The following is a 23,350-nucleotide window of genomic DNA, read 5'->3' on the forward strand; positions in this document are numbered from 1 at the left end:
AATCAAATGATTTCAAGCCTTTTTCTGTTTAACTATTTATTCAACTCATTCAAAGCATCTTCAGCAGCCATTTGTGCTTCAATATCAGAGATACTGTAGACATTTTCGCTTGCTACGCCAACTTCTTTTGGTTCCATGTTACGGTAACGAGCCATACCAGTACCAGCTGGGATGATCTTACCGATGATAACATTTTCTTTCAAACCAAGTAATGGGTCTTTTTTGCCACGAATCGCAGCATCTGTTAACACACGAGTCGTTTCTTGGAATGATGCAGCAGATAAGAAACTGTTTGTTTCTAATGATGCTTTTGTGATTCCTAGTAAGACTGGACGGCTTGTTGCTGGAACGCCACCGGCTACTAATGTGTCGTAGTTACGATCTTTAAATTCAGCGATATCTAATAATGTACCTGGTAAGATTTCAGTGTCACCTGGATCCATGACACGAACTTTACGAAGCATTTGACGAACCATTACTTCAATATGTTTATCACCAATTTCTACCCCTTGCATACGGTAAACACGTTGTACTTCACGTAATAGGTAGTTTTCAACAGATAAAACATCGCGAACTTGTAATAATTGTTTAGGGTCGATCGAACCTTCTGTCAATGGTTCACCACGATGGATCGTATCGCCTTCAGCAACTTTCATACGAGCTGTATAAGGAACTGTATACGTACGTGTATCTGTTTTCCCTTTAATTGTTACTTCTTTTTGACGTGTTGCAGGATCTTCAGAAATATCGATCACTTCACCGGTAACTTCTGTGATAACTGCTTGTCCTTTAGGATTACGTGCTTCAAAAATTTCTTGGACACGAGGTAGACCCTGAGTAATATCGTCTCCGGCAACCCCACCTGTATGGAACGTACGCATTGTTAATTGAGTGCCGGGCTCTCCGATTGATTGAGCGGCAATTGTACCAACTGCTTCACCAACTTCAACACCTGAACCAGTTGCTAAGTTACGTCCGTAACAGTGTTTACATACACCATGTTTTGTATTACATGTAAATACGGAACGAATCGTTACTGTTTCAACACCAGCATCAATGATTTCTCTTGCAAGATCTTCTGAAATCAGTTGATCTTCACCGATAATCACGTTGCCTGTTTCAGGATGCATAACCGCTTTACGAGTGTAACGTCCAAGTAGACGTTCTTCTAAAGGCTCGATGATTTCATTACCTTCACGAATAGATTGGATTACTAGACCACGGTCAGTTCCACAATCGTCTTCACGAATAATAACATCTTGCGCCACATCAACTAAACGACGAGTCAAGTAACCTGAATCGGCTGTCTTCAAGGCTGTATCGGTCATCCCTTTACGAGCGCCATGGGTAGAGATAAACATTTCTAAGACAGAAAGACCTTCACGGAAGTTCGAGATGATCGGCAGTTCCATGATACGTCCGTTCGGAGCAGCCATCAGACCACGCATACCAGCAAGCTGAGTAAAGTTGGAGATGTTACCACGGGCCCCAGAATCTGACATCATGAAGATTGGGTTTTTAGCATCCATACTTTCGATCAGTTTTTGTTGGATCTCATCTTTGGCTTTGTTCCAAACAGCAATAACACGTTCATAACGTTCGTCATCTGTAATCAGACCACGACGGAATTGTTTCGTGATATTTTCGACTTGTTTATGGGCATCATCAATGATTTCTTGTTTCTCATGCAATACCATGATATCAGCGATACCAACGGTCATACCCGCATGAGTAGAATGTTTATACCCTAAGTCCTTCATTCTATCAAGCATCTTAGAAGTTTCAGTGATATGGAATCTCTTGAAGACTTCAGCAATGATATTTCCTAAGTTTTTCTTCTTGAACGGTAAGACTAATTCTTGTTCTTTAATGTGAGCAGGAATATCAGTACCAGCTTCTACAAAATACTTGTCAGGTGTTTGCACCGTTAAGTTGTAGTCGGTTGGTTCATTCAAGTAAGGGAATTCTACAGGCATGATTTCATTAAAGATGATCTTACCTACAGTTGTGATCAAAATGCGTTCTTTTTGCCAATCCGTAAACGGTTTGTCGCCAAGTAGAGTAGTTTGAACACCGATACGTGAGTGTAAATGCACATATCCATTACGCCATGCTAACACAGCTTCGTTCATGTCGCGGAAGATCATACCTTCCCCTTCACGTCCGTCTTCTTCCATTGTTAGGTAATAGTTCCCTAAGACCATATCTTGAGAAGGTGTTACAACTGGTTTACCATCTTTTGGATTCAAAATGTTTTGAGCAGCTAACATCAGCATACGCGCTTCTGCTTGCGCTTCTTCGTTCAATGGAACGTGAACGGCCATTTGGTCTCCATCGAAATCGGCATTGTAGGCTTCACAGACTAATGGGTGAAGACGAATTGCACGACCTTCAACTAACACTGGTTCAAAGGCTTGGATACCAAGTCTGTGTAGTGTAGGTGCTCGGTTAAGCAATACTGGATGCTCTTGAATGACTTCTTCTAAGATATCCCAAACTTCATCTTCGCCGCGTTCGATTTTACGTTTTGCGTTTTTGATGTTTGTTGCAATTTCACGTTGAACTAATTCACGCATCACAAATGGTTTAAATAATTCAATCGCCATTTCTTTTGGCAAACCACATTGGTACATTTTAAGGTTAGGTCCTACGACGATAACTGAACGACCAGAGTAATCCACACGTTTACCCAATAAGTTTTGACGGAAACGACCTTGTTTCCCTTTTAACATATGAGAAAGAGATTTCAATGGACGGTTACCTGGTCCTGTAACAGGACGGCCACGACGACCATTATCAATCAACGCATCGACGGCTTCTTGCAGCATACGTTTTTCATTTTGAACAATGATGTTTGGCGCATTTAAGTCTAATAAACGTTTCAAACGATTGTTACGGTTGATTACACGACGGTATAAGTCATTCAAATCACTTGTCGCAAAACGTCCACCTTCTAGTTGAACCATTGGGCGCAAATCTGGTGGGATTACAGGAATAACATCCATAACCATCCAGCTTGGTTGATTTCCTGAAGCACGGAATGCTTCTAAAATATCCAAACGACGGATCGCACGTGTTCTTTTTTGACCAGATGCTGTTTTCAAATCTTCTTTCAAACCAGCAACTTCGCCATCAAGATCAACATTGTCTAATAATTGTTTAACCGCTTCTGCACCCATTGCTGCAGTAAACCCTTGACCATATTGATCACGTTTATCGCGGTATTCACGCTCTGTTAATAATTGTTTTTTCTCTAAAGATGTATCTCCGGCATCAATTACTACGTATGACGCAAAGTAAATGATCTCTTCCAGAGCACGTGGACTCATGTCTAAAACAAGACCCATACGAGATGGAATACCTTTGAAATACCAGATATGTGAAACAGGTGCTGCTAACTCGATATGTCCCATACGTTCACGACGCACTTTAGAACGAGTTACCTCTACACCACAACGGTCACAAACGATACCTTTATAACGAATACGTTTATATTTTCCACACGCACATTCCCAGTCTTTAGTTGGGCCGAAAATACGTTCACAGAACAAACCTTCACGTTCAGGTTTTAACGTACGGTAGTTAATCGTTTCGGGTTTCTTTACTTCACCGTAAGACCAGCTTCTGATCTTTTCTGGAGAAGCTAAACCTATTTGCATACTTTCGAATTTATTTACATCGATCAAAAGGGATTCCCTCCATTCAATTAGTTAGAAAAGCTGAATGAGCTATTCACCGTAGTTTTGAACTAGAAAAAATCATGTTGATCTTTCTAGCCCATAACTAACGGATTTCATTGGCACTTTATACAAAATGTAAAACAATTAGTCTTTTGTATCTTCAGCAGTTTCTATTTCTTGTTCAAGCACTGCATCAGCTGCTTCTTTTGCTTCCGCTGCTTCTTTTTCTAATTGTTTCGCTGATTGTTGTTCTGCGAATTTTGTTAGGGCATCAACGGTGATCAAGTCATCATCATCATCGTCCATATCACGCAATTCGATTTCTTGTTCTTCAATGTCCAATACGCGCATATCTAATCCAAGTGATTGTAATTCTTTCACCAATACGCGGAATGATTCTGGCACGCCTGGTTTTGGAATTGGTTCACCCTTAACGATTGCTTCGTATGTTTTCACACGACCAACTACGTCATCAGATTTGTACGTTAAGATTTCTTGTAATGTGTAAGCTGCACCGTATGCTTCCAGTGCCCATACTTCCATTTCCCCAAAACGTTGTCCACCAAATTGAGCTTTACCTCCAAGTGGTTGTTGGGTAACAAGTGAGTATGGTCCAATAGAACGGGCATGTAATTTATCATCAACCATGTGGGCCAATTTGATCATGTACATCACACCAACAGAGATACGGTTATCAAATGGTTCACCCGTACGTCCGTCATAAAGAACTGTTTTCGCATCACGAGCCATACCCGCTTCACGAACTGTTTCCCAAACGTCATCATCATTGGCGCCATCGAATACTGGTGTTGCAATGTGGATACCTAACTGACGAGCAGCCATACCCAAGTGTAATTCTAGTACTTGTCCGATATTCATACGTGATGGTACCCCTAGTGGGTTCAACATGACATCAATTGGTGTACCGTCTGGTAAGAATGGCATATCTTCTTCCGGCATAATGCGGGATACAACCCCTTTATTACCGTGACGTCCGGCCATTTTATCGCCTTCGTTGATTTTACGTTTTTGAACAATATATACACGAACTAACATGTTTACGCCTGGAGATAATTCGTCTCCGGCTTCACGAGTAAAGATTTTCACATCATGAACGATCCCGCCGCCACCGTGAGGTACACGTAGCGATGTATCACGAACTTCACGCGCTTTTTCACCAAAGATTGCATGTAGTAAACGTTCTTCAGCAGATAACTCAGTTACCCCTTTAGGCGTTACTTTACCTACTAATAGGTCGCCATCTTTGACTTCAGCACCAATACGGATAATGCCCATTTCGTCAAGATCTTTCAACGCATCTTCCCCGACGTTTGGAATTTCACGCGTGATTTCTTCAGGCCCTAATTTTGTATCACGAGCTTCTGATTCATATTCTTCAATATGGATAGAAGTATAGACATCATCTTTCACCAAACGACGGCTCATGATGATCGCATCCTCGTAGTTATACCCTTCCCATGTCATGAATCCGACAAGGACGTTTTGTCCTAACGCCATTTCGCCTTCTTCCATAGAAGGTCCATCTGCTAGTGTATCGCCTTTTTCAACTTTTTCGCCTAAAAGAACGATTGGACGTTGGTTGTAACTTGTTCCTGAATTTGAACGACGGAATTTTGTGACCATATATTTATCTAATGCGCCATTGTCACGGCGAACGCGTACTTCTGATGCATCCACATATTCAACGACACCATCATGTTTACATAGTAAAGCGGCACCTGAGTCATGTGCTGATTTGTATTCCATACCCGTTCCCACAAGTGGTGAACGAGGTTGGATCAAAGGCACGGCTTGACGTTGCATGTTGGCACCCATCAAGGCACGGTTGGAGTCATCGTTTTCCAAGAAAGGAATACATGCAGTCGCAACTGCAACTACCTGTTTAGGTGAAACGTCCATGTAATCGACTCTATCGATCGTTACTTCAAGGTTCTCACTTTGCAGACGAGCCATTACTAATTCTTCAGCGAATGAGCCATCTTCATTTAAGCGTGAGTTTGCTTGCGCTACGATGTAGTGATCCTCTGTGTCAGCAGTTAAGTAATCCACTTGATCGGTTACTTTTCCTGTTGCACGATCAACACGACGATAAGGTGTTTCGATAAACCCAAATTTGTTAACTTTGGCATAACTTGACAAGCTATTGATCAACCCAATATTTGGTCCCTCAGGGGTTTCGATCGGACACATACGACCATAATGGGAATAGTGAACATCTCGAACTTCATAGCCGGCACGGTCACGAGTCAAACCACCAGGTCCTAAGGCAGATAGACGACGTTTGTGTGTCAACTCACCTAGAGGATTTGTTTGATCCATGAACTGTGATAACTGAGAAGAACCAAAGAATTCTTTGATACTTGCAACAACAGGACGAATATTGATCAATTGTTGTGGTGTCAATGTTTCAGTGTCTTGGATCGACATTCTTTCACGAACCACACGTTCCATACGAGCTAAACCGATACGGAATTGGTTTTGTAGTAATTCACCAACTGAACGAATACGACGGTTACCTAAGTGATCGATATCATCTACGTTACCGATGTCTTCTTGTAAGTTAAAGAAATAACTCATTGAAGCTACGACATCCGCAGGACGAACAGTCTTCACACTTGTATCTGGGTAGCCATTACCGATTACGTTAACGATGCGTTCTGGATCTTTTGGAGAAAGAACTTTGATTACTTGAACCGTCATTGGTTCAGTAACCACACCATCTTCACTTGGGTAATACGTTACGCTATTTAAGCCATTATCGATATGTTCACCTAAGGTTTCCATTACTTGGTGAGTTAATACCGTTCCTTTTTCAACAATGATTTCGCCAGTTTCAGCATCGATCAAGGTTTCTCCTAAAGTTAGGTTCAATAGACGTGTTTTTAAATCTAATTTTTTGTTGACTTTGTAACGACCAACGTTCGCTAAGTCATAGCGTTTTGGATCGAAGAAACGAGCGTTTAGCAAGTTACGAGAACTGTCAGCTGTTTTTGGTTCGCCAGGTCGTAGACGCTCATAGATGTCTTTTAAGCCTTCTTCGGTACGAGAATCGCTCGCATTTTTGTGTAAATCTTTTTCGATTGTATTACGTAAGCTTAGTGTTTCACCGAAAATTTCAAAAATTGTATCATCAGAGCCAAAACCTAAAGCACGAACTAATACAGTCAAAGGAATTTTACGTGTACGGTCGATACGTACGTAAGAGATGTCTTTTGCGTCAGTTTCCATTTCTAACCATGCGCCACGGTTAGGGATCACTGTTGAGCCAAAGCCTTCTTTACCATTTTTATCTACTTTTCCATGGAAATAAACACCTGGTGAACGTACTAATTGAGAAACGATAACTCGTTCTGCACCATTGATGATAAATGTTCCCATTTCAGTCATTAGAGGGAAATCACCGAAGAATACTTCTTGTGATTTGATTTCTCCAGATTCACGGTTTGTCAATCGTAGAGTAACATGTAGCGGTGCAGAATAGTTTGCGTCATGCGCGCGCGCTTCTTCTACCGTATACTTAGGTTCTTTTAATTCATAATCCACAAATTCCAAAGATAAATTCCCTTGAAAATCGTCGATCGGTAAAATGTCCTCAAACATTTCTCTTAGTCCTTCATCTAAAAACCATTGGTAAGAGTCTGTTTGAATCTCGATCAAGTTGGGTAATTCCAACACTTCACTGATCCGGGCGAAACTTCTACGTTCGCGGTGTTTTCCGTATTTTACTACGTGTCCAGCCAAGCTCTTCACTCCTCTAATTAAAAGTCTATCAAAACACTAACCGAAAATATTTCTTTAACATTACAAATATTAAATATCTGTAATATTGAGCATTTTTTGCAGTTTTTAGGCAAAAAAAAACCAAAAATAGAATGTGCTCTTGAAAATTTCTCGTGCGTTTCTACTTTTGTTTCCCTATTAAAAACCGGAACGGACAATATTTCGCTCCTGCTTTGTCATTTTTCAGATAGTTTTTGCATCTATATATTGTACTACCTTCTATAGTAAAAGTCAAGGGTTTTTGGGCATTTAAAAAGACTCAAACTCTTCAAAAAAGACACTCAATAAAAATTGAGTGTCTCCTTCCTTTTTTGACGCAACAAGTCTACTGAACAGTCACGTCACCAGTTACTTCAGCGCCTTCTTTGTCAAGAGTTGCAGAAGTTTTGTATTCTTCTTTTTCAAACGTTACCTTACCATCAACTTTTGTTCCGTTTAAAACAAAGCCATTCGCTTTAACCAAGATATCTCCTTTAACAGTTCCGTTAACAATATTGAAGTTTTCTGTTTCAACGATCAATTGAGGAACGGTTACTGTATATTCAGCCGTAACTTTTTTATCGGAGTCTTGTGCGTATAATGCTAATTTTCTATAAATGTCACCTGATTTTTCGCCTTTGTCGTGGAACTCACCGGAAACAGTCACATCTTTATCAAAAGTCAGATCTGCTGTTGCAGCAACGATCCAGTTTCCATCTTTGCTCAACGCTTTTTCGATTACTTCTGGTTTATCGCTGATGGAAGCTCCACTTACTGCATCAACACTTGAGCTCATTGATGTTTCTGTTTTACTATCAGATGAGCTATCTTTAGAAGCTTTATTATCACTATTACATGCACCTAATACCAATACTGTTGCTGCTAGTGTTCCTAATGTGATCAATTTTTTCGAAATCATATACATCCTCCTAATTATTGACTATTTACTTTAATTAAATAATATCATGAACCCATAAAATTTCACAAAGATATCCATCGTTACGTATTTTATCCGCATCAACTTAAAAAAATCACAAAGTTTTTCTACCTTTATGCATTTTCCTTTAACTCTATTATACAAATGTTCAGAAAATTTAAAATAATCTGTTGACAGCAGACTCATCTTTCCTTTATACTAAACACAATTCAATTTGCGGAGGGATTTTTATGACACACTCAATCAACCCACAACTGAATAAAGCTTACTTTAGCTACTTTAGATAGTTTTGTATTCATGCAATCGTGGGTACAAACAGCAAAAACCTGTTTTTGTATCTATGATGGCTAGAGCGCTTTGTATTGAACAAACAGCCACGTAGACAATCCTAAGTGGCGAATAAAGAAGTGTTTACCTACGACTTTTATCAATCCATTTAGGCATATTGTCTGAATGGATTTTTTGTTTTATCAACTATAATTGGAGGAATCAAGATGAAAAAGAAACTAGTAGGACTAAGTATTATATCAGCAGTCGCACTATTAACACTTGGCGCGTGCGGCAATAGCAAAGAAGCAAACGATGGATCAAACAGTGACAACAAGAAAATCGGTGTTTTACAGCCCGTCCAACACGGCTCATTAGATGCTGCTTTTGAAGGCTTTAAAGAAGGTTTAGCAGATAATGGCTTCAAAGATGGCGAAAACCTAACAATCGAATACAGCAATGCCCAAAATGATCAAGCTCAACTAAAAAGCATGAGCGAAAAATTGGTCAAAGAAAAACCAGACTTGTTATTAGGTATCGCAACACCTGCTGCTCAATCATTATTGAATGAAACAACTGATATTCCAATTTTAGTTACAGCCGTTACTGACTTAGTCAGCGCTAAATTAGTTCAATCCGATGAAAAGCCTGGCGGTAACGTAACTGGAACAACCGATATTGTACCGATCGATAAACAGATTGATTTATTATTGACGATCGTCCCCGATGCAAAAACAGTCGGTATTATGTATAACGCTGGTGAAGCAAATTCTAAAATCCAAGCAGATATGGCTGAAAAAGCGTTGAAAGAGGCCGGGGTCAAAACCAAAGTTCTGACAGCTAATTCAACAAACGATGTGCAACAGGTTACTACAAGTTTAGCGAAAGATGTTGACGCAATCTATATCCCAACAGACAATACGTTTGCTTCTGCGGCGGCTGTTATCGGTGAGGTAGCGAAAGAACACAAAACTCCTGTTATCGCAGGTTCGATTGAACAAGTCGAAGAAGGCGGTCTAGCAACTGTGGGAATCGATTATAAATCACTAGGTAAACAAACTGGCGCAATGGCCGCAAAAATTCTAAAAGGCGAAGCAAAACCAGAGGACATGCCTGTTGAAAAAGCGAAAGATTTAGAGCTGTTCGTAAACAAAGAGATGGCACAAGCACTAGATATCGATCCTGATGCTATCAAGGCACCTTAATTCCTAAATAAACGTTGAGAAAAAAGTAACTCACTTTTTTCTCAACCTCTACATAAATATTATTGAAAGAAGCTGATTTTATTGTTAGACATATTACTATCCTCAACCTCTCAAGGTCTTCTTTGGTCCTTACTCGCCATTGGAGTCTTTCTCACTTACCGTATTTTAGATATTGCGGACTTGACCACTGAAGGGAGCTTTCCTTTAGGTGGCGCTGTAGCCGCAGTTATTTTAGCAAAAGATCCTACTACTTGGCCCACACCGCTCCAGTCCTTATTTGACATTCATTATATGATAGCGCCGATCGTGGCATTGATCATTGCTTTTATTGCTGGTATGTTGGCAGGTCTTGTGTCCGGACTTTTACACACAAAATTAAAAATCCCCGCTTTGTTAGCAGGGATCATCACTATGACGGGTCTTTATAGCATCAACTCACGTATCATGGGCGCTCCAAATATTTCTTTGATCGGTACCGATTCGATTTTCTCTCATGCTCAGTCACTAGGATTGACTAAAATCAACAGTACTATCCTCGTTGGTTTGATCATCGTACTGTTAGTCATCGTCCTACTTGTCTTATTCTTTAAAACAGAAATTGGATTAGCAACACGGGCAACTGGAGACAACCTTGATATGAGTGAAGCCAACGGGATCAAAACGGACAATATGAAAATTATTGGCTATATGCTTTCTAACGGTTGTATTGCTTTATCCGGTGCTTTACTTGTTCAAAACAACAACTTCGCTGATTTGAATTCTGGTATCGGAACGATCGTGATCGGACTTGCTTCAATCATCATCGCAGAAGTTCTCTTTAAAAATAAATCACTTGGCCTACGCCTAATCACGATCGTGATCGGAGCCATTCTTTACCGCTTTATTCTTGCCTGTGTCTTAGAACTGCGTGTTGATCCAGCTGATTTAAAATTATTTTCAGCAATCATTTTAGTCATCTGTCTATCTTCACCACTGATTCAAAAAAAATTAGGCTTTTCTAAACTAAGAAAACGTAAAGGAGGGATAAATTGATGCAGCCTGTACTAACAATTAAAAACTTACATCACTATTTCGAACGCGGCACAGTCAACGAAAATCATGTGCTAAAAGGCATTGATTTGACGATCAACCAAGGTGAATTCATTACGATCATCGGCGGTAATGGTGCCGGAAAGTCTACTTTACTCAATAGCATAGCTGGTACTTTACCTATTGAAGAAGGTCACCTAACCTTAAATAACAAAGATATCACCAAGCAACGTGTTGTCGCCCGCTCAAAACAAATCAGCCGCGTGTTCCAAGATCCTAAGATGGGGACTGCTGTTCGTTTAACTGTAGAAGAAAACATGGCTCTAGCCATGAAACGAGGGAAAAAACGTGGTTTAGGAAATGGTGTTCGCAAAAATGACCGTAGTTTCTTCAAAGAACAATTAGCTAGTTTGAATTTAGGACTAGAGAATCGTCTAGGCGCGGAAATCGGTTTGTTATCTGGTGGACAACGTCAGGCAATCACGTTACTCATGGCTACCTTGATTCGTCCCGAGTTGATTTTATTAGACGAACATACCGCAGCACTTGACCCTAAAACATCGATCACGGTCATGGAACTGACTGAAAAATTGATTCAGGAACAAAATTTAACCGCATTTATGGTGACACATGACATGGAAGATGCGATTCGTTACGGCAATCGCCTGATCATGCTTCATCAAGGGCAAGTCGTGGTAGATGTACCTGCTGATCAGAAAAAAGATTTAACTGTTAATGAATTGATGGAAATGTTCCATCAAAATAGCGGCGCTGAATTAAAAGACGATCAACTATTATTAGTTTAAACACAAAGAAGGTGAGGCAAAAGTAAAAAATACTTTTGCCTCACCTTCTTTTCATTTATTTAAGCAGTTATTAACCACCCATTAAAAAGTCTAAAACATTCCAACCATCTGATGTTTGCCCACGGTATAATTCCGTAAATCCGCATCTCGTACAGCTGACTGTGATAAATTTTTTATTTTGAATATCAAAGATCTTTGAAAAGTTTCCTCCTGTGGCTTGAAACTGATCTGATATATAATGCATGTTGCCACATTTATCACAAACGTATTGTTGCTTTTCCATATTTCCCACTCCATCTCTCTAATTCTAACGATCATCGTTCATTCCTACCACACAAGTATAACAAGTTTCTCAAAAGAAATCATACATCCTAAGAAGGATTTTCCCCTCCTCTTCCAGTCGTATTGTGGTTGACCCTCGCTCTATTCATCAGCTACAATGAAATTACTATAAAGGAGCGGATGTTATGTCTACAAAAAGCCAGGTGTTAACCTTATTAATGAAACAAGCACCAGCGTTTATTTCAGGTGAAGAAATGGCGCAGAAACTTTCTTTATCTCGAACTGCCATTTGGAAAGCAATCAATGAATTAAAAAAAGAAGGACACATTATTTCCAGCAGCCGCAACAAAGGATACTGCTATGATAAATCAGATGTTTTATCCGCAGAGGGGATTCGTTTGGCTTTAGAGCCGGCAACGCCTAATCTTTCAATCACGGTTTTAAACTCCTCAGAGTCTACAATGAAAGACGCTAAGCTAGCAGCAATCAACGGTGAACCAAATAACACATTGATCGTAGCAGATATCCAAGAAGCCCCAAAAGGACGATTTGGCCGTCCTTTCTTTTCAAAAGCTGGCAGCGGTATCTACATGAGCATGCTATTAAGGCCTAATCAAAATTTCGAGGAAATGGCGCAATATACTGTAATCATGGCTGTCGCAATCACTCGTGCAATGGATGATTTGATCAAGGTCCAAACCGAGATTAAATGGGTCAACGACATCTATCTCAACGGAAAAAAAGTCTGCGGTATTTTATCAGAAGCCATGAGTGATGTTGAATCTGGGCAAATCTCAAATGTTATTATCGGCATGGGTATTAATTTTTCTGTGAAACAAAATGAATTCCCTAAGGACATAAGAGAAAAAGCGACCTCTCTATTTCCAGAAGCTGAACCAACTGTTACAAGAAACGAATTGATTGGAGCAATTTGGAATCAATTTTACACTATACTAAATCAAATCCCTGAACAAGCTTTCTTAGAAGAATACCGCCAAAAATCTTTTGTACTTGGCAAGACAGTTTCATTTACACAAGCGGGAACCGACTATGAAGGAATCGCCACAGCTATCAACGATCATGGCGAATTGATAGTTCAACTTCATGACAAAACAGAAAAAGTACTCTCTTCAGGAGAAATCAGCCTGAGTAACATAAATCCGACGATTTAAACCACTTGCCAAACAAAGTTATTAAGAATTCCTTAAGAAAAAAGAATTTTTTCTTACAACTATTTGCTAAATATTTCACTTACGTTACATTTGTATTGCGAATGATACAAATATTACAAAAGGAGAATATTTATGAAAAAAATAGTTTTTTGTTTGGTTGCATTATCGTTTGCTCTACCAATCACAAGCTTTGCTGAGGAAACACTATCTACGACTGAAGATTCAAAAGTTGAAAGCTCTTCAACCTCAGCTTCAACACAGGATACAGAAAAAAATAATGAAAAAACTGTAGACAGTAGTTCTTCTTCCACTTTAGATTCAAGTTCCTCTGAAACATCCAACACAATTGGAAATATGTATGGTGATCTTATCAACACAACACTCGTTGTATTTCAAGGAGAAAAAGTGACGGCTGAAATGCTCTACCAAGATGGAGGTTATCACGGTGCTGCCTTTAGAGATCTCAAACTGTTAGAAGATGCTTCAACAAAAAATTTAGGAAAAAATTTAGTCAAGGTTAGTTTCATGCTTTATCCTTGGGAAGAAGATGAAGGAGAAAAACAAGAAGTCACTCTAAATATGGCGTATACGGTAGTAAAAACTGCACCAGCTTACAATATCCAGTTTATTTCTTACGATTCTGATAACAAACAAGTTAAAGGAAAAGTATTATCAGTAGATGGCGTGCCAGCAAGTAACGTTCTTATCTACGGAGACAATACTGCTAGCTATAATTCAGTACCTGCAAACATAACAGGATTTTATCAATTTGTTGATCTAAATAATCCTGTTTCAACAGATGCTGAAGGTTACTTTACACTTCCTTACCAAGACAATTACAGTTTCTTTGCTTTTAACAGTGAAACTAGCGACTATTCACCTGTCTACACATTAAACGATAAAACATTTGCTGGTGCATCTGCAACAACAGACACATCTACACCTGTTAAAAGTTCAGAGTCCGCTCCCGAGAAAAAAGAAGAGCAGAAAAAGGGCTTATTCCCAAACACAGGAGAAAAGAAAAATGTTTACTTTTCAATTGCCGGAATTGCTATTATTTTACTAGCTGTGCTATTTCTATTTATTAAAAGTAAAAAGGATAAAAAGTAGTTTTTGAAAAAAGGGTTGTTAAAATAGATCGTAAAAAAAGAAGAAAGCAGAGTCGTTGTTGGTTACTGCTTCCTTCTTTTTATTTATATTTTTTCTAAAATAATCGTTAGCAATAAACCTACTAAATAACTTCCGTTAAATGCCATCAAGTTTTTTATCGAATAACCAAAGCTTTTAGGCTGTGGCAATTCTTTTTTGAATAGCTGAAGATTTTTCCAAACAACTGGTAATGATACAAAAACGGTCAAAATCGGCCAGCGATATACGCCAAACGGTAATCCAAGTAAAACAACTGCGTAGCACGCTAGCATCAACATTTGGAATAAAACCACTCCATGCTCCCGACCAATGTAGTAAACCAACGTATAACGATGATTTTCAATATCTGTATCTAAATCTCTCAAATTATTTGCCAGCATGATATTCGCAATCGTAAAGACCATCGGTAAAGAGGCCCAAATAATTGCGAGTACTGCCCACAAATTCCCTGTCAAAGCAAATGTTCCTCGCTGCCAATCCAACAATAAGTAAAATGGGCGATTTTCTTGAACATTTAAATAAATCGTCATCGCAAAAATTCCCAGTCCCATGGTAAATCCACTAAACACTTCACCTAAAGGCATTCGAGAAAGCGGAATCGGCCCAAATGTGTAAAATATACCAATAAAACAGCACACACCGCCCATCACTAAGAATAGCCAACCCGTTTTGACCGTTAAAAAGATACCAATAACTGCTGAAAAAGCAATCATTCCAAAAATCATATTTCTAACGAGTGTTGGTGCGATTCCAGAACTACCTATAATATTCTCTTCATATTTATACACTTCAGACTTGGCTTTTTTAAAATCCATATAATTATTGATTGCAGTTGTTGCCATATCAAAAACCAGCATCCCAATAAAAAACAATACTGTGTACCCTATTTGAAACTGATTAAAGTACGCAATAGAAAATAGTACCCCAACTGCAAAGGGAAATAGACTCGCTAATTTCGTCTGAATTTCCACAACTTGCAAAAATACTTTCAACGACATATCCGTTCTCCTTATTTCAGGTCTTTACGATCACCCATCGTGTAACCTGAATCTTTTCCTAACTCAAAAACTTTTTCAATATCTTTACTCACAAATACCTGATCATCTTTAGTAACAAAAATCACATCAACATCTTTCAGCCCTTCAGCATATTCTAAGCCTTTTTTGACGCCCATAGCAAAGACCGCTGTTGATAGCCCATCTCCATCGATCGATTTATTTGTGATTACCGTTACACCAGCAATATCATTGTCAAAAGGATAACCCGTTTTCGGATCGAATAAATGATGATAGCTTTTTCCATCTACTTCTAAAAAGCGCTCATAGATGCCGGAAGTTACCAAGGTTTTATTACTCTCTTGGACCGTTCCAACCACTGTATTACGTGCTTTGTTTGGATCTTGGATTCCTACATTCCAATCCATATCCTTGCCACGAGGACTATGCCCCAGCACATAAACATTTCCGCCTAAATCGACGATTGCAGTCGTTACACCGTTGTCTTTTAACACTTTAACGACTTCATCCGTGATAAACCCTTTGGCAATCGCCCCTAAATCAAGCTGCATACCTTTTTCTTCAAGATAGACTGTTTGATCTTCATCATTTAGTTTCACTTTATGGTAATCAACTAATTTTAAAGCTTGGTCGATTTCTTCTTGTGAAGGTTTGCGGGCATCATCAAAGCCAATATGCCATAATTGTGTGATTGGTCCAATGGCCATATCAAAACCGCCAGCAGAATCCTCGCTGTACTCATATGCACGTTTCAGTAATGGATAAATATCATCGGAAACTTTGACTGGTTTGATTCCTGCCTGTTCGTTAATTTCATCGACCTCTGATCCTTTTTCATTAACCGTGATTTTGTTGCCTAATTCTTTGACTCTGGCAAAAGCTTTTTCTAGCACATCTTTTTTACCGTCGTCATATATTCTTACTTGCACGTAGGTCCCTAGCAGTGATTGTTGATCTGTGTAAGGCTCCTTATTAATTTTTGACTCTTCTGTTTTCGCTTTGGAGTTGCATCCTGCTAAAATGACTAAAAATAGTACAGCTATTAAGATAACTAATGATTTTTTGTTTTTCATCATATCCCTCTTTCTACATAGAAAATTGTCTTATTTATAGTAGCGCTTTTTTTCGTGAATGGGAAGGGTTTTCTATTTTTTGTGAGGTGATTTAGTAAAAATGGTCACTTTTCTCCCTTCGGTCGCCAAGTACTGTTCATCATCCACTCTGGCAGAGCCAGTCGTGGTGATTCTTTGCACGGTTACTTCTCTCCCTCTGGTCGCCAAGTACTGTTCATCATCCACTCTGGCAGAGCCAGTCGTGGTGATTCACAGCAAAAAGCAGAATTCAGAGATCTCTCTGAATTCTGCACGTATATATTTTTTGTTTTATTTATGTGAAAAATTATTTTTTCATTACGATGTTGTCTACAACGATTTCGTCAGTGCTGCCTTTTTCAGCAGCATTAACTAGTTGTTCTGCATACATTACGAATGAGTGAGAGCTGTGAGTTGCGCCTGTTACTACTTCAACATTTGCAGCTGAGCCGTCTTCTTCATTCATTGCTTTAACTAATTCTTCGTTCAATGTTTTAATGTATTCAGCTGGACCTACGCCTGATTTGTCTTTCATGTTTTTGTTGTAGTCAGCGTCATCTTTTTTAGATTTGCCTTCATCATTCACGTTATCGTAGTTAGATTCAGTTACTTTGCCATCTTTAACAACGATTGAAAATTCAGTGTGGTAGCCATTTGAATTATTTTTTTCTTTCAATGAATACGTACCATCTTTAAGGTCAGCACCATTGTCGATTTCGATTGTTTTAGTGTCTCCAGCTTGAGCCGCTTGGATCAATTGTTGTGCATAGTTTTGGAATGATTCACTAGAGTGAGTCGCACCAGTTACAACTTCTACACCGTCAGCGCTTTGTGCTTTAACAAAAGACTCGTTTAATTCTTTGATGTATTCATCTGGACCTACACCTGATTTGTCTTTCATATTTTTGTTGTAGTCTTTATCATCTGCTTTTGATTTGCCATCAGCATTGATATTGTCATAGTTAGATTCAGTGATTTTACCGTCTTTAACAGTCATTTCAAATGTTGCACGGTAACCGTTTGATTCATTTTTTTCTTCTAATTTATACGTACCATCTTGTAAATCTGCACCCGCTTCTTTTTCTGTTGCTTTAGAAGATTCAGCTGTTTTTGATGTTGCAGTGCTTGAGTCAGATGATTTTGCTGTATCTTTCTTTTGATCTGATCCACATGCTGCTAATAAAAGAGATGACAGTGCGATAGCTGTGAAGCCCTTTACAATTTTGTTCATTTTCATTTTTGTTCACCTTTTCCTTTTCTTAAACATTCCACAAAATTTGTTTGTGATATAATTTACATTCTATAGAAAATTACAAGTATGTCAATTAAAGTTATAAAAGAAAGACAAAATTTTACCCATTTTTCACGCTTTTTTAATAATAAAAATTTATTTCCTATATTTAAGAATTGTTATTAGACAAAACCTATAAATCGCTATATAATGAAATCGATTGTGTAATTATTATCATTTTCTATTTTATTTTTTTAAGGAGCGGATTATCAATGACAAAGCAAAAAATTGTCGTTGTGGGAGCTGGTTATGCTGGAGTTTCAGCTACTAAATTTTTAGCAAAAAAATTGAAAAAAGATTCTGACGTTGAGATTACTTTAATTGATCGTCATTCTTACCACACCATGATGACTGAGTTGCATGAAGTAGCTGGAGGACGTGTTGAACCTTCTGCGATCCAATATGACCTGCAACGTTTATTCTCACGCAAAAAGAACGTTACTCTTGTAACAGACACTGTAACTGGTATCGACAAAGACAAAAAAGTCGTTCAAACGAAGTTAGGTTCTTATGAATTTGACCAATTGATCATCGGTATGGGTGGCGAACCAAATGACTTTGGTACCCCTGGAGTTAAAGAACATGGATTTACTCTGTGGTCTTTTGAAAACTCTCTGAAAATTCGTGAACATATCTTGGAAACAGTTGAAAAAGCAGCAATCGAACCTGATCCAGAAGTTCGTAAAGCAATGCTGACATTTGTTGTCTGTGGTTCAGGATTTACTGGTATCGAAATGGTCGGCGAACTGATCGACTGGAAAGATCGTCTTGCAAAAGACTTCAAACTTGACCCTAATGAATTTACATTAATGGTCGTTGAAGCAATGCCGACAATCTTAAACATGTTATCTCGTAATGACGCAGCCAAAGCTGAACGTTATTTAGAGAAGAAAAATGTGAAATTATTGCTTAATGCACCGATCGTTGAAGTAGCTGCAGATCATATCAAATTAAAAGATGGTTCGACAGTTCCAACGCACACATTGATCTGGACTGCTGGTGTTAAAGCAACTTCTGATGCTGCTGACTTCGGTTTAGAATCAGCTCGTGGCAATCGTTTGATTGCAAATGAATTTATGCAAGCCAAAGGATATGAAGATAAAAACATTTATATCGTTGGTGACTTGGTGTATTACGAAGAATTCCCTGAAACACCAACACCACAAATCGTTCAAGCTGCTGAACAAACTGGTCACACAGCTGCTGCAAATATTGTAGCTGACATCAAAGGCAGTGAAAAACACAAATTTAAAGGAAATTATCAAGGATTCATGGTTTCTGTCGGCGCTAAATGGGGCGTGGCAAACTTATTTGATAAAATTCATCTTAGCGGTTTCTTAGCAATCATTATGAAACACATCGTTAACTTGAAATATTTCTTTGATATCCGTTCTGGTTATTACATGTTCCAATATATTATGCATGAGTTCTTCCATATTAAAGATGACCGCAACGTAACACGCGGACATTCATCTCGTTATGGTAATGTTTTATGGAGTGTTCCATTACGTGTATTCTATGGTATGGTTTGGTTAGTCGAATCTATGAAGAAAATTGTCGGAACTGGCGATTACTTAAAACCAAGTACTTGGTTTGGTGATGGTTCATGGTTCACTGATAAAGTAGCATTCCCATTCCCATGGTTACAAGAACAGGTAACAACAGGTGCATCTGCAGCAGGTGGCGGAGCCGAAGCGACTGAAACAACAGCTAAAGCCGCTCAATTTGGTTTAAGCTATGCTTATGGTGAAGAACCAATGCAAGTCTTCGATCATATGCCTAAGTGGTTTGAAAGTGTGATGAAATTCATGATGCCAAACCAAGAAGTTGCTTTGTTCATGCAAAAATTCATGACGATCGTTGAAGTGTTGATCGCTTTAGCCTTGATCGCTGGATTATTCACTTGGTTAAGTAGTGCCGCTACAATTGGTTTAACGATTGCTTTCTGTCTATCAGGTATGTTCTACTGGGTAAATATTTGGTTTATCTTCGTAGCCTTTGCTTTAATGAACGGCTCTGGACGTGCACTTGGTTTAGACCGCTGGGTTATCCCTTGGGTACAACGTACATTAGGTAAATGGTGGTATGGTACACCTAAATCTAGATACGGCAGTAAATAATTACGTTTATAGTAAAAATCTAAGAGAGTTCTAGGTTTACTCCTAGAACTTTCTTTTCTCATTATGATAGAATATATTAAACTAAAAACTACAAAGGAGAGGAAAGAGTTGGATTTTAAAGAATTTATTAATAAAAGTTATTTAAGACCATGGGATATCGCCATTATTCTACTATTGATCATCAGTTCTTTCTTGCCCCTTGTTGTTTTTAGCCATCAACCTGGGAACACAGCCGTATTGAAAGTAGATGGAGAAGTAATCAAAGTCTTTGATCTAGTTGAAGACGGACCAACCTATACATATAAATACGAAGCTTCTGATGGTGATTATAATTTAATTGAGGTAAAAGGTGATAAAATTCGGATCGTAGAAACAAACTGCGGTGATCAGATCTGTGTCCAACAAGGCTGGAAATCAAAAGCGGGTGAAACGCCGATTGCTTGTCTGCCCCACAATTTATTTATCATAATTGAAGCTTCTGATGGGAGTGAGGATGGCAGTTTAATTTATTAAACAAAGCCGAAAACTATGAGTAAAACACAAAAAGATATCTATATATCCATGTTGGTAGCCCAAGGCCTTGTTTTAGGCTTGATTGAAAATATGATTCCTTCTCCCTTCTCATTTGCCCCTGGTACCAAATTAGGCCTAGCAAATTTAATTACGATCATCGCTATTTTTACAATGAGAAAAAGAGAAAGTTTTCTTTTAGTTTGTATGCGTTTGGCGCTAACTACTTTTTTGGGTGGAACAATCATGACTTTAGCTTTTAGTGTCTGCGGTGCTTTCCTTAGTTATTTTGGCATGCTTACACTCAAACAGTTAGGTCCAAAGCGTGTCAGTATTATCGGAATCAGTGCAGCCGGTGGTTTTTTACATAATGTAGGTCAGTTACTAGCCATGTGCTTCTTTTCCCAATCCTGGTTAATGATGTCCTATCTACCATTTCTATCTTTTTTCGGTATTCTTTCTGGTACTGCTATAGGTATCACTGCCAATTATCTATTGCGTCATGTGCGCACTATGCAGCAGTTTCAATTAAATTATGAGCGTACCTCAAACCAAAAATGGAGCCAATATTTTCAGTAACATTTTAGTCTGACCGAGTATAATAAAGGAGTCATTTTATGAACATTCATCCAATGTGGAAAACATATCCTGAATTAGCTAAAGAATTGAACAACACGCTAATGCTGATGGAAAATAGTGTCAATTTAAAAAACAAAGACGTTGAAGAGGCTGTCTTATCGATGATTCATTCCGGCGGCAAACTTTTACGGCCAGCGTATCAACTTTTATTTTCACAATTCGGAGAAAAAAGAGAGCCAAAAAAAGCTGTTGCGTTAGCTGCTGCTATTGAATTATTGCATACCGCAACTTTGATTCATGATGATATTGTAGATGATGCAGATATCAGACGCAGTCTACCTACGATTCGTTCTCAATTTGGCAATAGTACCGCTGTCTACGCTGGTGACTATTTGTTTGTCAGCTGTTTTAAACTATTAGCTGACTACTCTTCTTCTTTAAAAAGTATCCAGCTGAATTCCAGAAGTATGGAAAAAATATTGAGCGGTGAATTAGGCCAAATGGATAACCGCTACAATCTTGAGATGACGATCAATCAATACCTTGAAAATATTTCTGGAAAAACGGCTGAACTTTTTTCACTTAGCTGTTTTGTAGGAGCTTACGAAAGTGGAACTTCAGAACGTTTTGCTAAAAACTGCGGGAAAATCGGAGAAAATATTGGTATTGCCTTTCAAATTATCGATGATGTTTTAGATTACACACAAACACCTGAACAAATCGGCAAACCAGTGTTAGAGGATGTCCGACAAGGTATCTATTCACTGCCGCTCTTATATGCTTTAGAAGAAGGACGTGAGGCTTTACTTCCTTATCTTGAAAAAGGCGAGGCGCTAACAGATACCGAAACAAATAAAGTCTATGAACTTGTCCACTCCTTCAACGGAGTTGCTAAAGCACAAAAACTTGCTGAAAAGTATACCCAACAAGCGTTAAAAGGGATCAACAAGTTGCCTGAAACATCTACAGATGCTAAAAATCAGTTGCTCGTGATCACACAAGCAATCCTTGCTCGCACAAATTAAAAAATAAGGATAAAACGGCTAGCGTTTTATCCTTATTTTTTATCTCATTGTTACAAATTCTTCTGATCCTGTCGGATGAATCGCTACTGTATTATCAAAGTCCTTCTTCGTAGCGCCCATTTTGATAGCTACTGCAAATCCTTGCAGCATTTCATCCACACCTAAACCGATCCCGTGAAGTCCAACGATTTTCTCCTCTTCACCAACACACACTAATTTCATATCGCACTTTTGACGATATTCTCCTAGTGCAAAATACATTGGCGTAAAACTTGATTGATAAATCTTGATATTCTCATCGCCATATTTTTCTTCTGCGGCAGCTTCAGTTAATCCGACTGTCGCAACTGGCGGATGTGTAAAGACCACAGTAGGAATTGTTTCATAGTCCAAGTGCTCGTTTTCTTTCCCATTGAATAAACGTTCTGATAGCCTTCTTCCTGCTGCAATGGCCACAGGAGTCAAATCTATTTTACCGATGACATCGCCAACAGCATATACGCCAGATTGCGTTGTATTTTGGAATTTATCAACTTTTACGTAGCCTTTATCTGTTAACTCAATATGAGTATTTTCTAAACCTAAAGTATCAGTATTAGGTTGTCGTCCAGTTCCAAACACAATACTATCCGCTGTAATTTTAGTCCCATTTTCAAAGGTGATCATTAGCTCTCCAGATTCAAACTTCTCAATCGAACGAGGTGTTGAATGCGGATAAACATGCATACCATCTTCAATATAATGCTCAACGACTTTTTCAGAAAGCATTTCATCAAATTCTCGTAATGGACGCTCTTTTCTAAATGCCCAATGCGTTTCAGCACCTAAACCATGGATCGTTCCAGCAAGTTCGGCCGCTATATAACCTGCACCGACAAATACAACTCGCTTCGGCAGTTCTTCTAAAGCAAAAAAGCCATTAGAATCTATCGCATATTCTTCACCAGGAATGCCCAACTTTTTGGGACGTCCGCCAGTCGCAATCAAAATATGTGGTGCTGTGTAAATTTCGCCACCTGCTTCGATTGTGTGATCATCAATAAATGTTGCATATTCAGATAAAACTTCTACTTTGTTACTATCTAATCCGCGGTGATAGGCTGCATGTAAGTTACTGATGTAGGTTTCACGATTTTGAACGAGTTTGTTAAAACTAAATGCTTTCACATCTACGTCAAATCCATATCCTTCTGTATCACGCTTCATCATTTCCATCATTGAACTTGCTTGCCACATTACTTTTTTAGGCACACAGCCAACATTGACACACGTTCCGCCAATATCTGCGGCTTCAATCAATAAAACCTTAGCCCCATGCATACCTGCACGATTAGCAGAAGCAATTCCGCCACTACCGCCTCCAATTACAATATAATCATATTGTTTTACCATTATTCACTTATCCTTTCTG

At 38.7% G+C, this 23,350-nt stretch carries 18 protein-coding genes; 9 read left to right on the forward strand and 9 right to left on the reverse strand.

Annotated elements, in window-relative coordinates; genetic code table 11:
• Positions 1–32: 32 nt before the first annotated feature.
• From rpoC to RV15_RS01070, 3 genes are all read right to left on the reverse strand, one after another.
• The gene (rpoC, locus tag RV15_RS01055; RefSeq protein ID WP_071876199.1) at positions 33–3,686 is read right to left on the reverse strand and encodes a DNA-directed RNA polymerase subunit beta'; all 3,654 of its coding nucleotides are present in this window, start codon (positions 3,684–3,686) and stop codon (positions 33–35) included.
• A 138-nt stretch (positions 3,687–3,824) separates the two neighbouring features.
• A complete protein-coding gene (rpoB, locus tag RV15_RS01060) occupies positions 3,825–7,442 on the reverse strand; it encodes a DNA-directed RNA polymerase subunit beta (RefSeq protein ID WP_083429056.1) in 3,618 nt (1,205 codons plus the stop codon).
• 364 nt (positions 7,443–7,806) lie between these two features.
• A complete protein-coding gene (locus RV15_RS01070) occupies positions 7,807–8,379 on the reverse strand; it encodes a hypothetical protein (RefSeq protein ID WP_071876202.1) in 573 nt (190 codons plus the stop codon).
• A 512-nt stretch (positions 8,380–8,891) separates the two neighbouring features.
• On the opposite strand from RV15_RS01070, the gene RV15_RS01075 reads away from it, so the two are divergent.
• The 3 genes from RV15_RS01075 to RV15_RS01085 all read left to right on the forward strand — a co-directional run bounded on the left by RV15_RS01075 (position 8,892) and on the right by RV15_RS01085 (position 11,704).
• Positions 8,892–9,869 (forward strand): ABC transporter substrate-binding protein, encoded by a 978-nt coding sequence (locus tag RV15_RS01075; protein WP_071876203.1) that lies wholly within the window; start codon positions 8,892–8,894, stop codon positions 9,867–9,869.
• A gap of 81 nt (positions 9,870–9,950) precedes the next feature.
• Positions 9,951–10,901 carry an ABC transporter permease gene (locus RV15_RS01080; RefSeq protein ID WP_071876204.1) on the forward strand — a complete coding sequence of 317 codons (951 nt, stop codon included), beginning with the start codon at positions 9,951–9,953 and terminating at the stop codon, positions 10,899–10,901.
• Entirely contained in the window at positions 10,901–11,704 is an 804-nt protein-coding gene (locus RV15_RS01085) for an ABC transporter ATP-binding protein (protein ID WP_071876205.1), read from the forward strand. Before RV15_RS01080 ends, RV15_RS01085 begins: the two co-directional genes overlap by 1 nt.
• A gap of 70 nt (positions 11,705–11,774) precedes the next feature.
• On the opposite strand, the gene RV15_RS01090 is transcribed toward RV15_RS01085, so the two are convergent.
• Complete coding sequence (locus RV15_RS01090) at positions 11,775–11,987, reverse strand: zinc ribbon domain-containing protein (RefSeq protein ID WP_071876206.1); 213 nt, start codon at positions 11,985–11,987, stop codon at positions 11,775–11,777.
• A gap of 184 nt (positions 11,988–12,171) precedes the next feature.
• Here RV15_RS01090 and RV15_RS01095 point away from each other — a divergent pair, with 184 nt between their 5' ends.
• Entirely contained in the window at positions 12,172–13,158 is a 987-nt protein-coding gene (locus tag RV15_RS01095) for a biotin--[acetyl-CoA-carboxylase] ligase (RefSeq protein WP_071876207.1), read from the forward strand.
• 132 nt (positions 13,159–13,290) lie between these two features.
• On the forward strand, positions 13,291–14,268 hold the full coding sequence (locus RV15_RS01100; RefSeq protein ID WP_071876208.1) for an LPXTG cell wall anchor domain-containing protein: 978 nt from the start codon (positions 13,291–13,293) through the stop codon (positions 14,266–14,268).
• An 83-nt stretch (positions 14,269–14,351) separates the two neighbouring features.
• On the opposite strand, the gene menA is transcribed toward RV15_RS01100, so the two are convergent.
• The 4 genes from menA to pplA form a co-directional block, all read right to left on the reverse strand.
• Complete coding sequence (menA, locus tag RV15_RS01105; RefSeq protein WP_071876209.1) at positions 14,352–15,305, reverse strand: 1,4-dihydroxy-2-naphthoate polyprenyltransferase; 954 nt, start codon at positions 15,303–15,305, stop codon at positions 14,352–14,354.
• An 11-nt stretch (positions 15,306–15,316) separates the two neighbouring features.
• Entirely contained in the window at positions 15,317–16,396 is a 1,080-nt protein-coding gene (locus tag RV15_RS01110) for an FAD:protein FMN transferase (RefSeq protein WP_071876210.1), read from the reverse strand.
• Positions 16,397–16,468: 72 nt separating this feature from the next.
• Entirely contained in the window at positions 16,469–16,603 is a 135-nt protein-coding gene (locus tag RV15_RS19030; RefSeq protein ID WP_281246815.1) for a hypothetical protein, read from the reverse strand.
• Between the two features lie 118 nt (positions 16,604–16,721).
• A complete protein-coding gene (gene pplA / locus RV15_RS01115; RefSeq protein ID WP_071876211.1) occupies positions 16,722–17,651 on the reverse strand; it encodes an extracellular electron transfer flavoprotein PplA in 930 nt (309 codons plus the stop codon).
• 266 nt (positions 17,652–17,917) lie between these two features.
• On the opposite strand from pplA, the gene RV15_RS01120 reads away from it, so the two are divergent.
• The 4 genes from RV15_RS01120 (at position 17,918) to RV15_RS01135 (ending at position 21,939) form a co-directional block, all read left to right on the forward strand.
• Positions 17,918–19,825 (forward strand): NAD(P)/FAD-dependent oxidoreductase, encoded by a 1,908-nt coding sequence (locus tag RV15_RS01120; protein WP_071876212.1) that lies wholly within the window; start codon positions 17,918–17,920, stop codon positions 19,823–19,825.
• 108 nt (positions 19,826–19,933) lie between these two features.
• Entirely contained in the window at positions 19,934–20,338 is a 405-nt protein-coding gene (locus RV15_RS01125; RefSeq protein ID WP_071876213.1) for a NusG domain II-containing protein, read from the forward strand.
• A gap of 15 nt (positions 20,339–20,353) precedes the next feature.
• The gene (locus RV15_RS01130; RefSeq protein WP_071876214.1) at positions 20,354–20,914 is read left to right on the forward strand and encodes a Gx transporter family protein; all 561 of its coding nucleotides are present in this window, start codon (positions 20,354–20,356) and stop codon (positions 20,912–20,914) included.
• A 38-nt stretch (positions 20,915–20,952) separates the two neighbouring features.
• Positions 20,953–21,939, forward strand: coding sequence for a polyprenyl synthetase family protein (locus tag RV15_RS01135; RefSeq protein WP_071876215.1), 987 nt, complete (start codon positions 20,953–20,955; stop codon positions 21,937–21,939).
• Between the two features lie 39 nt (positions 21,940–21,978).
• Here the strand turns inward: RV15_RS01135 and gor are convergent, their stop codons facing one another.
• Positions 21,979–23,331: a glutathione-disulfide reductase gene (gor, locus tag RV15_RS01140; RefSeq protein WP_071876216.1), complete on the reverse strand. Its 1,353-nt coding sequence runs from the start codon at positions 23,329–23,331 to the stop codon at positions 21,979–21,981.
• Between the last annotated feature and the right edge of the window lie 19 nt (positions 23,332–23,350).

The organism is Enterococcus silesiacus (assembly GCF_001886225.1).
Classification (GTDB): Bacteria; Bacillota; Bacilli; order Lactobacillales; family Enterococcaceae; genus Enterococcus_L; species Enterococcus_L silesiacus.

Bases quoted from the DNA above. Each gene is read 5' to 3' on its own strand.
- RV15_RS01075 (WP_071876203.1), top strand. From the start codon at position 8,892: ATGAAAAAGAAACTAGTAGGACTAAGTATTATATCAGCAGTCGCACTA.
- RV15_RS01135 (WP_071876215.1), top strand. From the start codon at position 20,953: ATGAACATTCATCCAATGTGGAAAACATATCCTGAATTAGCTAAAGAA.
- RV15_RS01120 (WP_071876212.1), top strand. From the start codon at position 17,918: ATGACAAAGCAAAAAATTGTCGTTGTGGGAGCTGGTTATGCTGGAGTT.
- RV15_RS01130 (WP_071876214.1), top strand. From the start codon at position 20,354: ATGAGTAAAACACAAAAAGATATCTATATATCCATGTTGGTAGCCCAA.
- RV15_RS01085 (WP_071876205.1), top strand. From the start codon at position 10,901: ATGCAGCCTGTACTAACAATTAAAAACTTACATCACTATTTCGAACGC.
- menA (WP_071876209.1), bottom strand. From the start codon at position 15,305: ATGTCGTTGAAAGTATTTTTGCAAGTTGTGGAAATTCAGACGAAATTA.
- RV15_RS01070 (WP_071876202.1), bottom strand. From the start codon at position 8,379: ATGATTTCGAAAAAATTGATCACATTAGGAACACTAGCAGCAACAGTA.
- RV15_RS01090 (WP_071876206.1), bottom strand. From the start codon at position 11,987: ATGGAAAAGCAACAATACGTTTGTGATAAATGTGGCAACATGCATTAT.
- RV15_RS01100 (WP_071876208.1), top strand. From the start codon at position 13,291: ATGAAAAAAATAGTTTTTTGTTTGGTTGCATTATCGTTTGCTCTACCA.
- pplA (WP_071876211.1), bottom strand. From the start codon at position 17,651: ATGAAAATGAACAAAATTGTAAAGGGCTTCACAGCTATCGCACTGTCA.
- RV15_RS01110 (WP_071876210.1), bottom strand. From the start codon at position 16,396: ATGAAAAACAAAAAATCATTAGTTATCTTAATAGCTGTACTATTTTTA.
- gor (WP_071876216.1), bottom strand. From the start codon at position 23,331: ATGGTAAAACAATATGATTATATTGTAATTGGAGGCGGTAGTGGCGGA.
- RV15_RS01095 (WP_071876207.1), top strand. From the start codon at position 12,172: ATGTCTACAAAAAGCCAGGTGTTAACCTTATTAATGAAACAAGCACCA.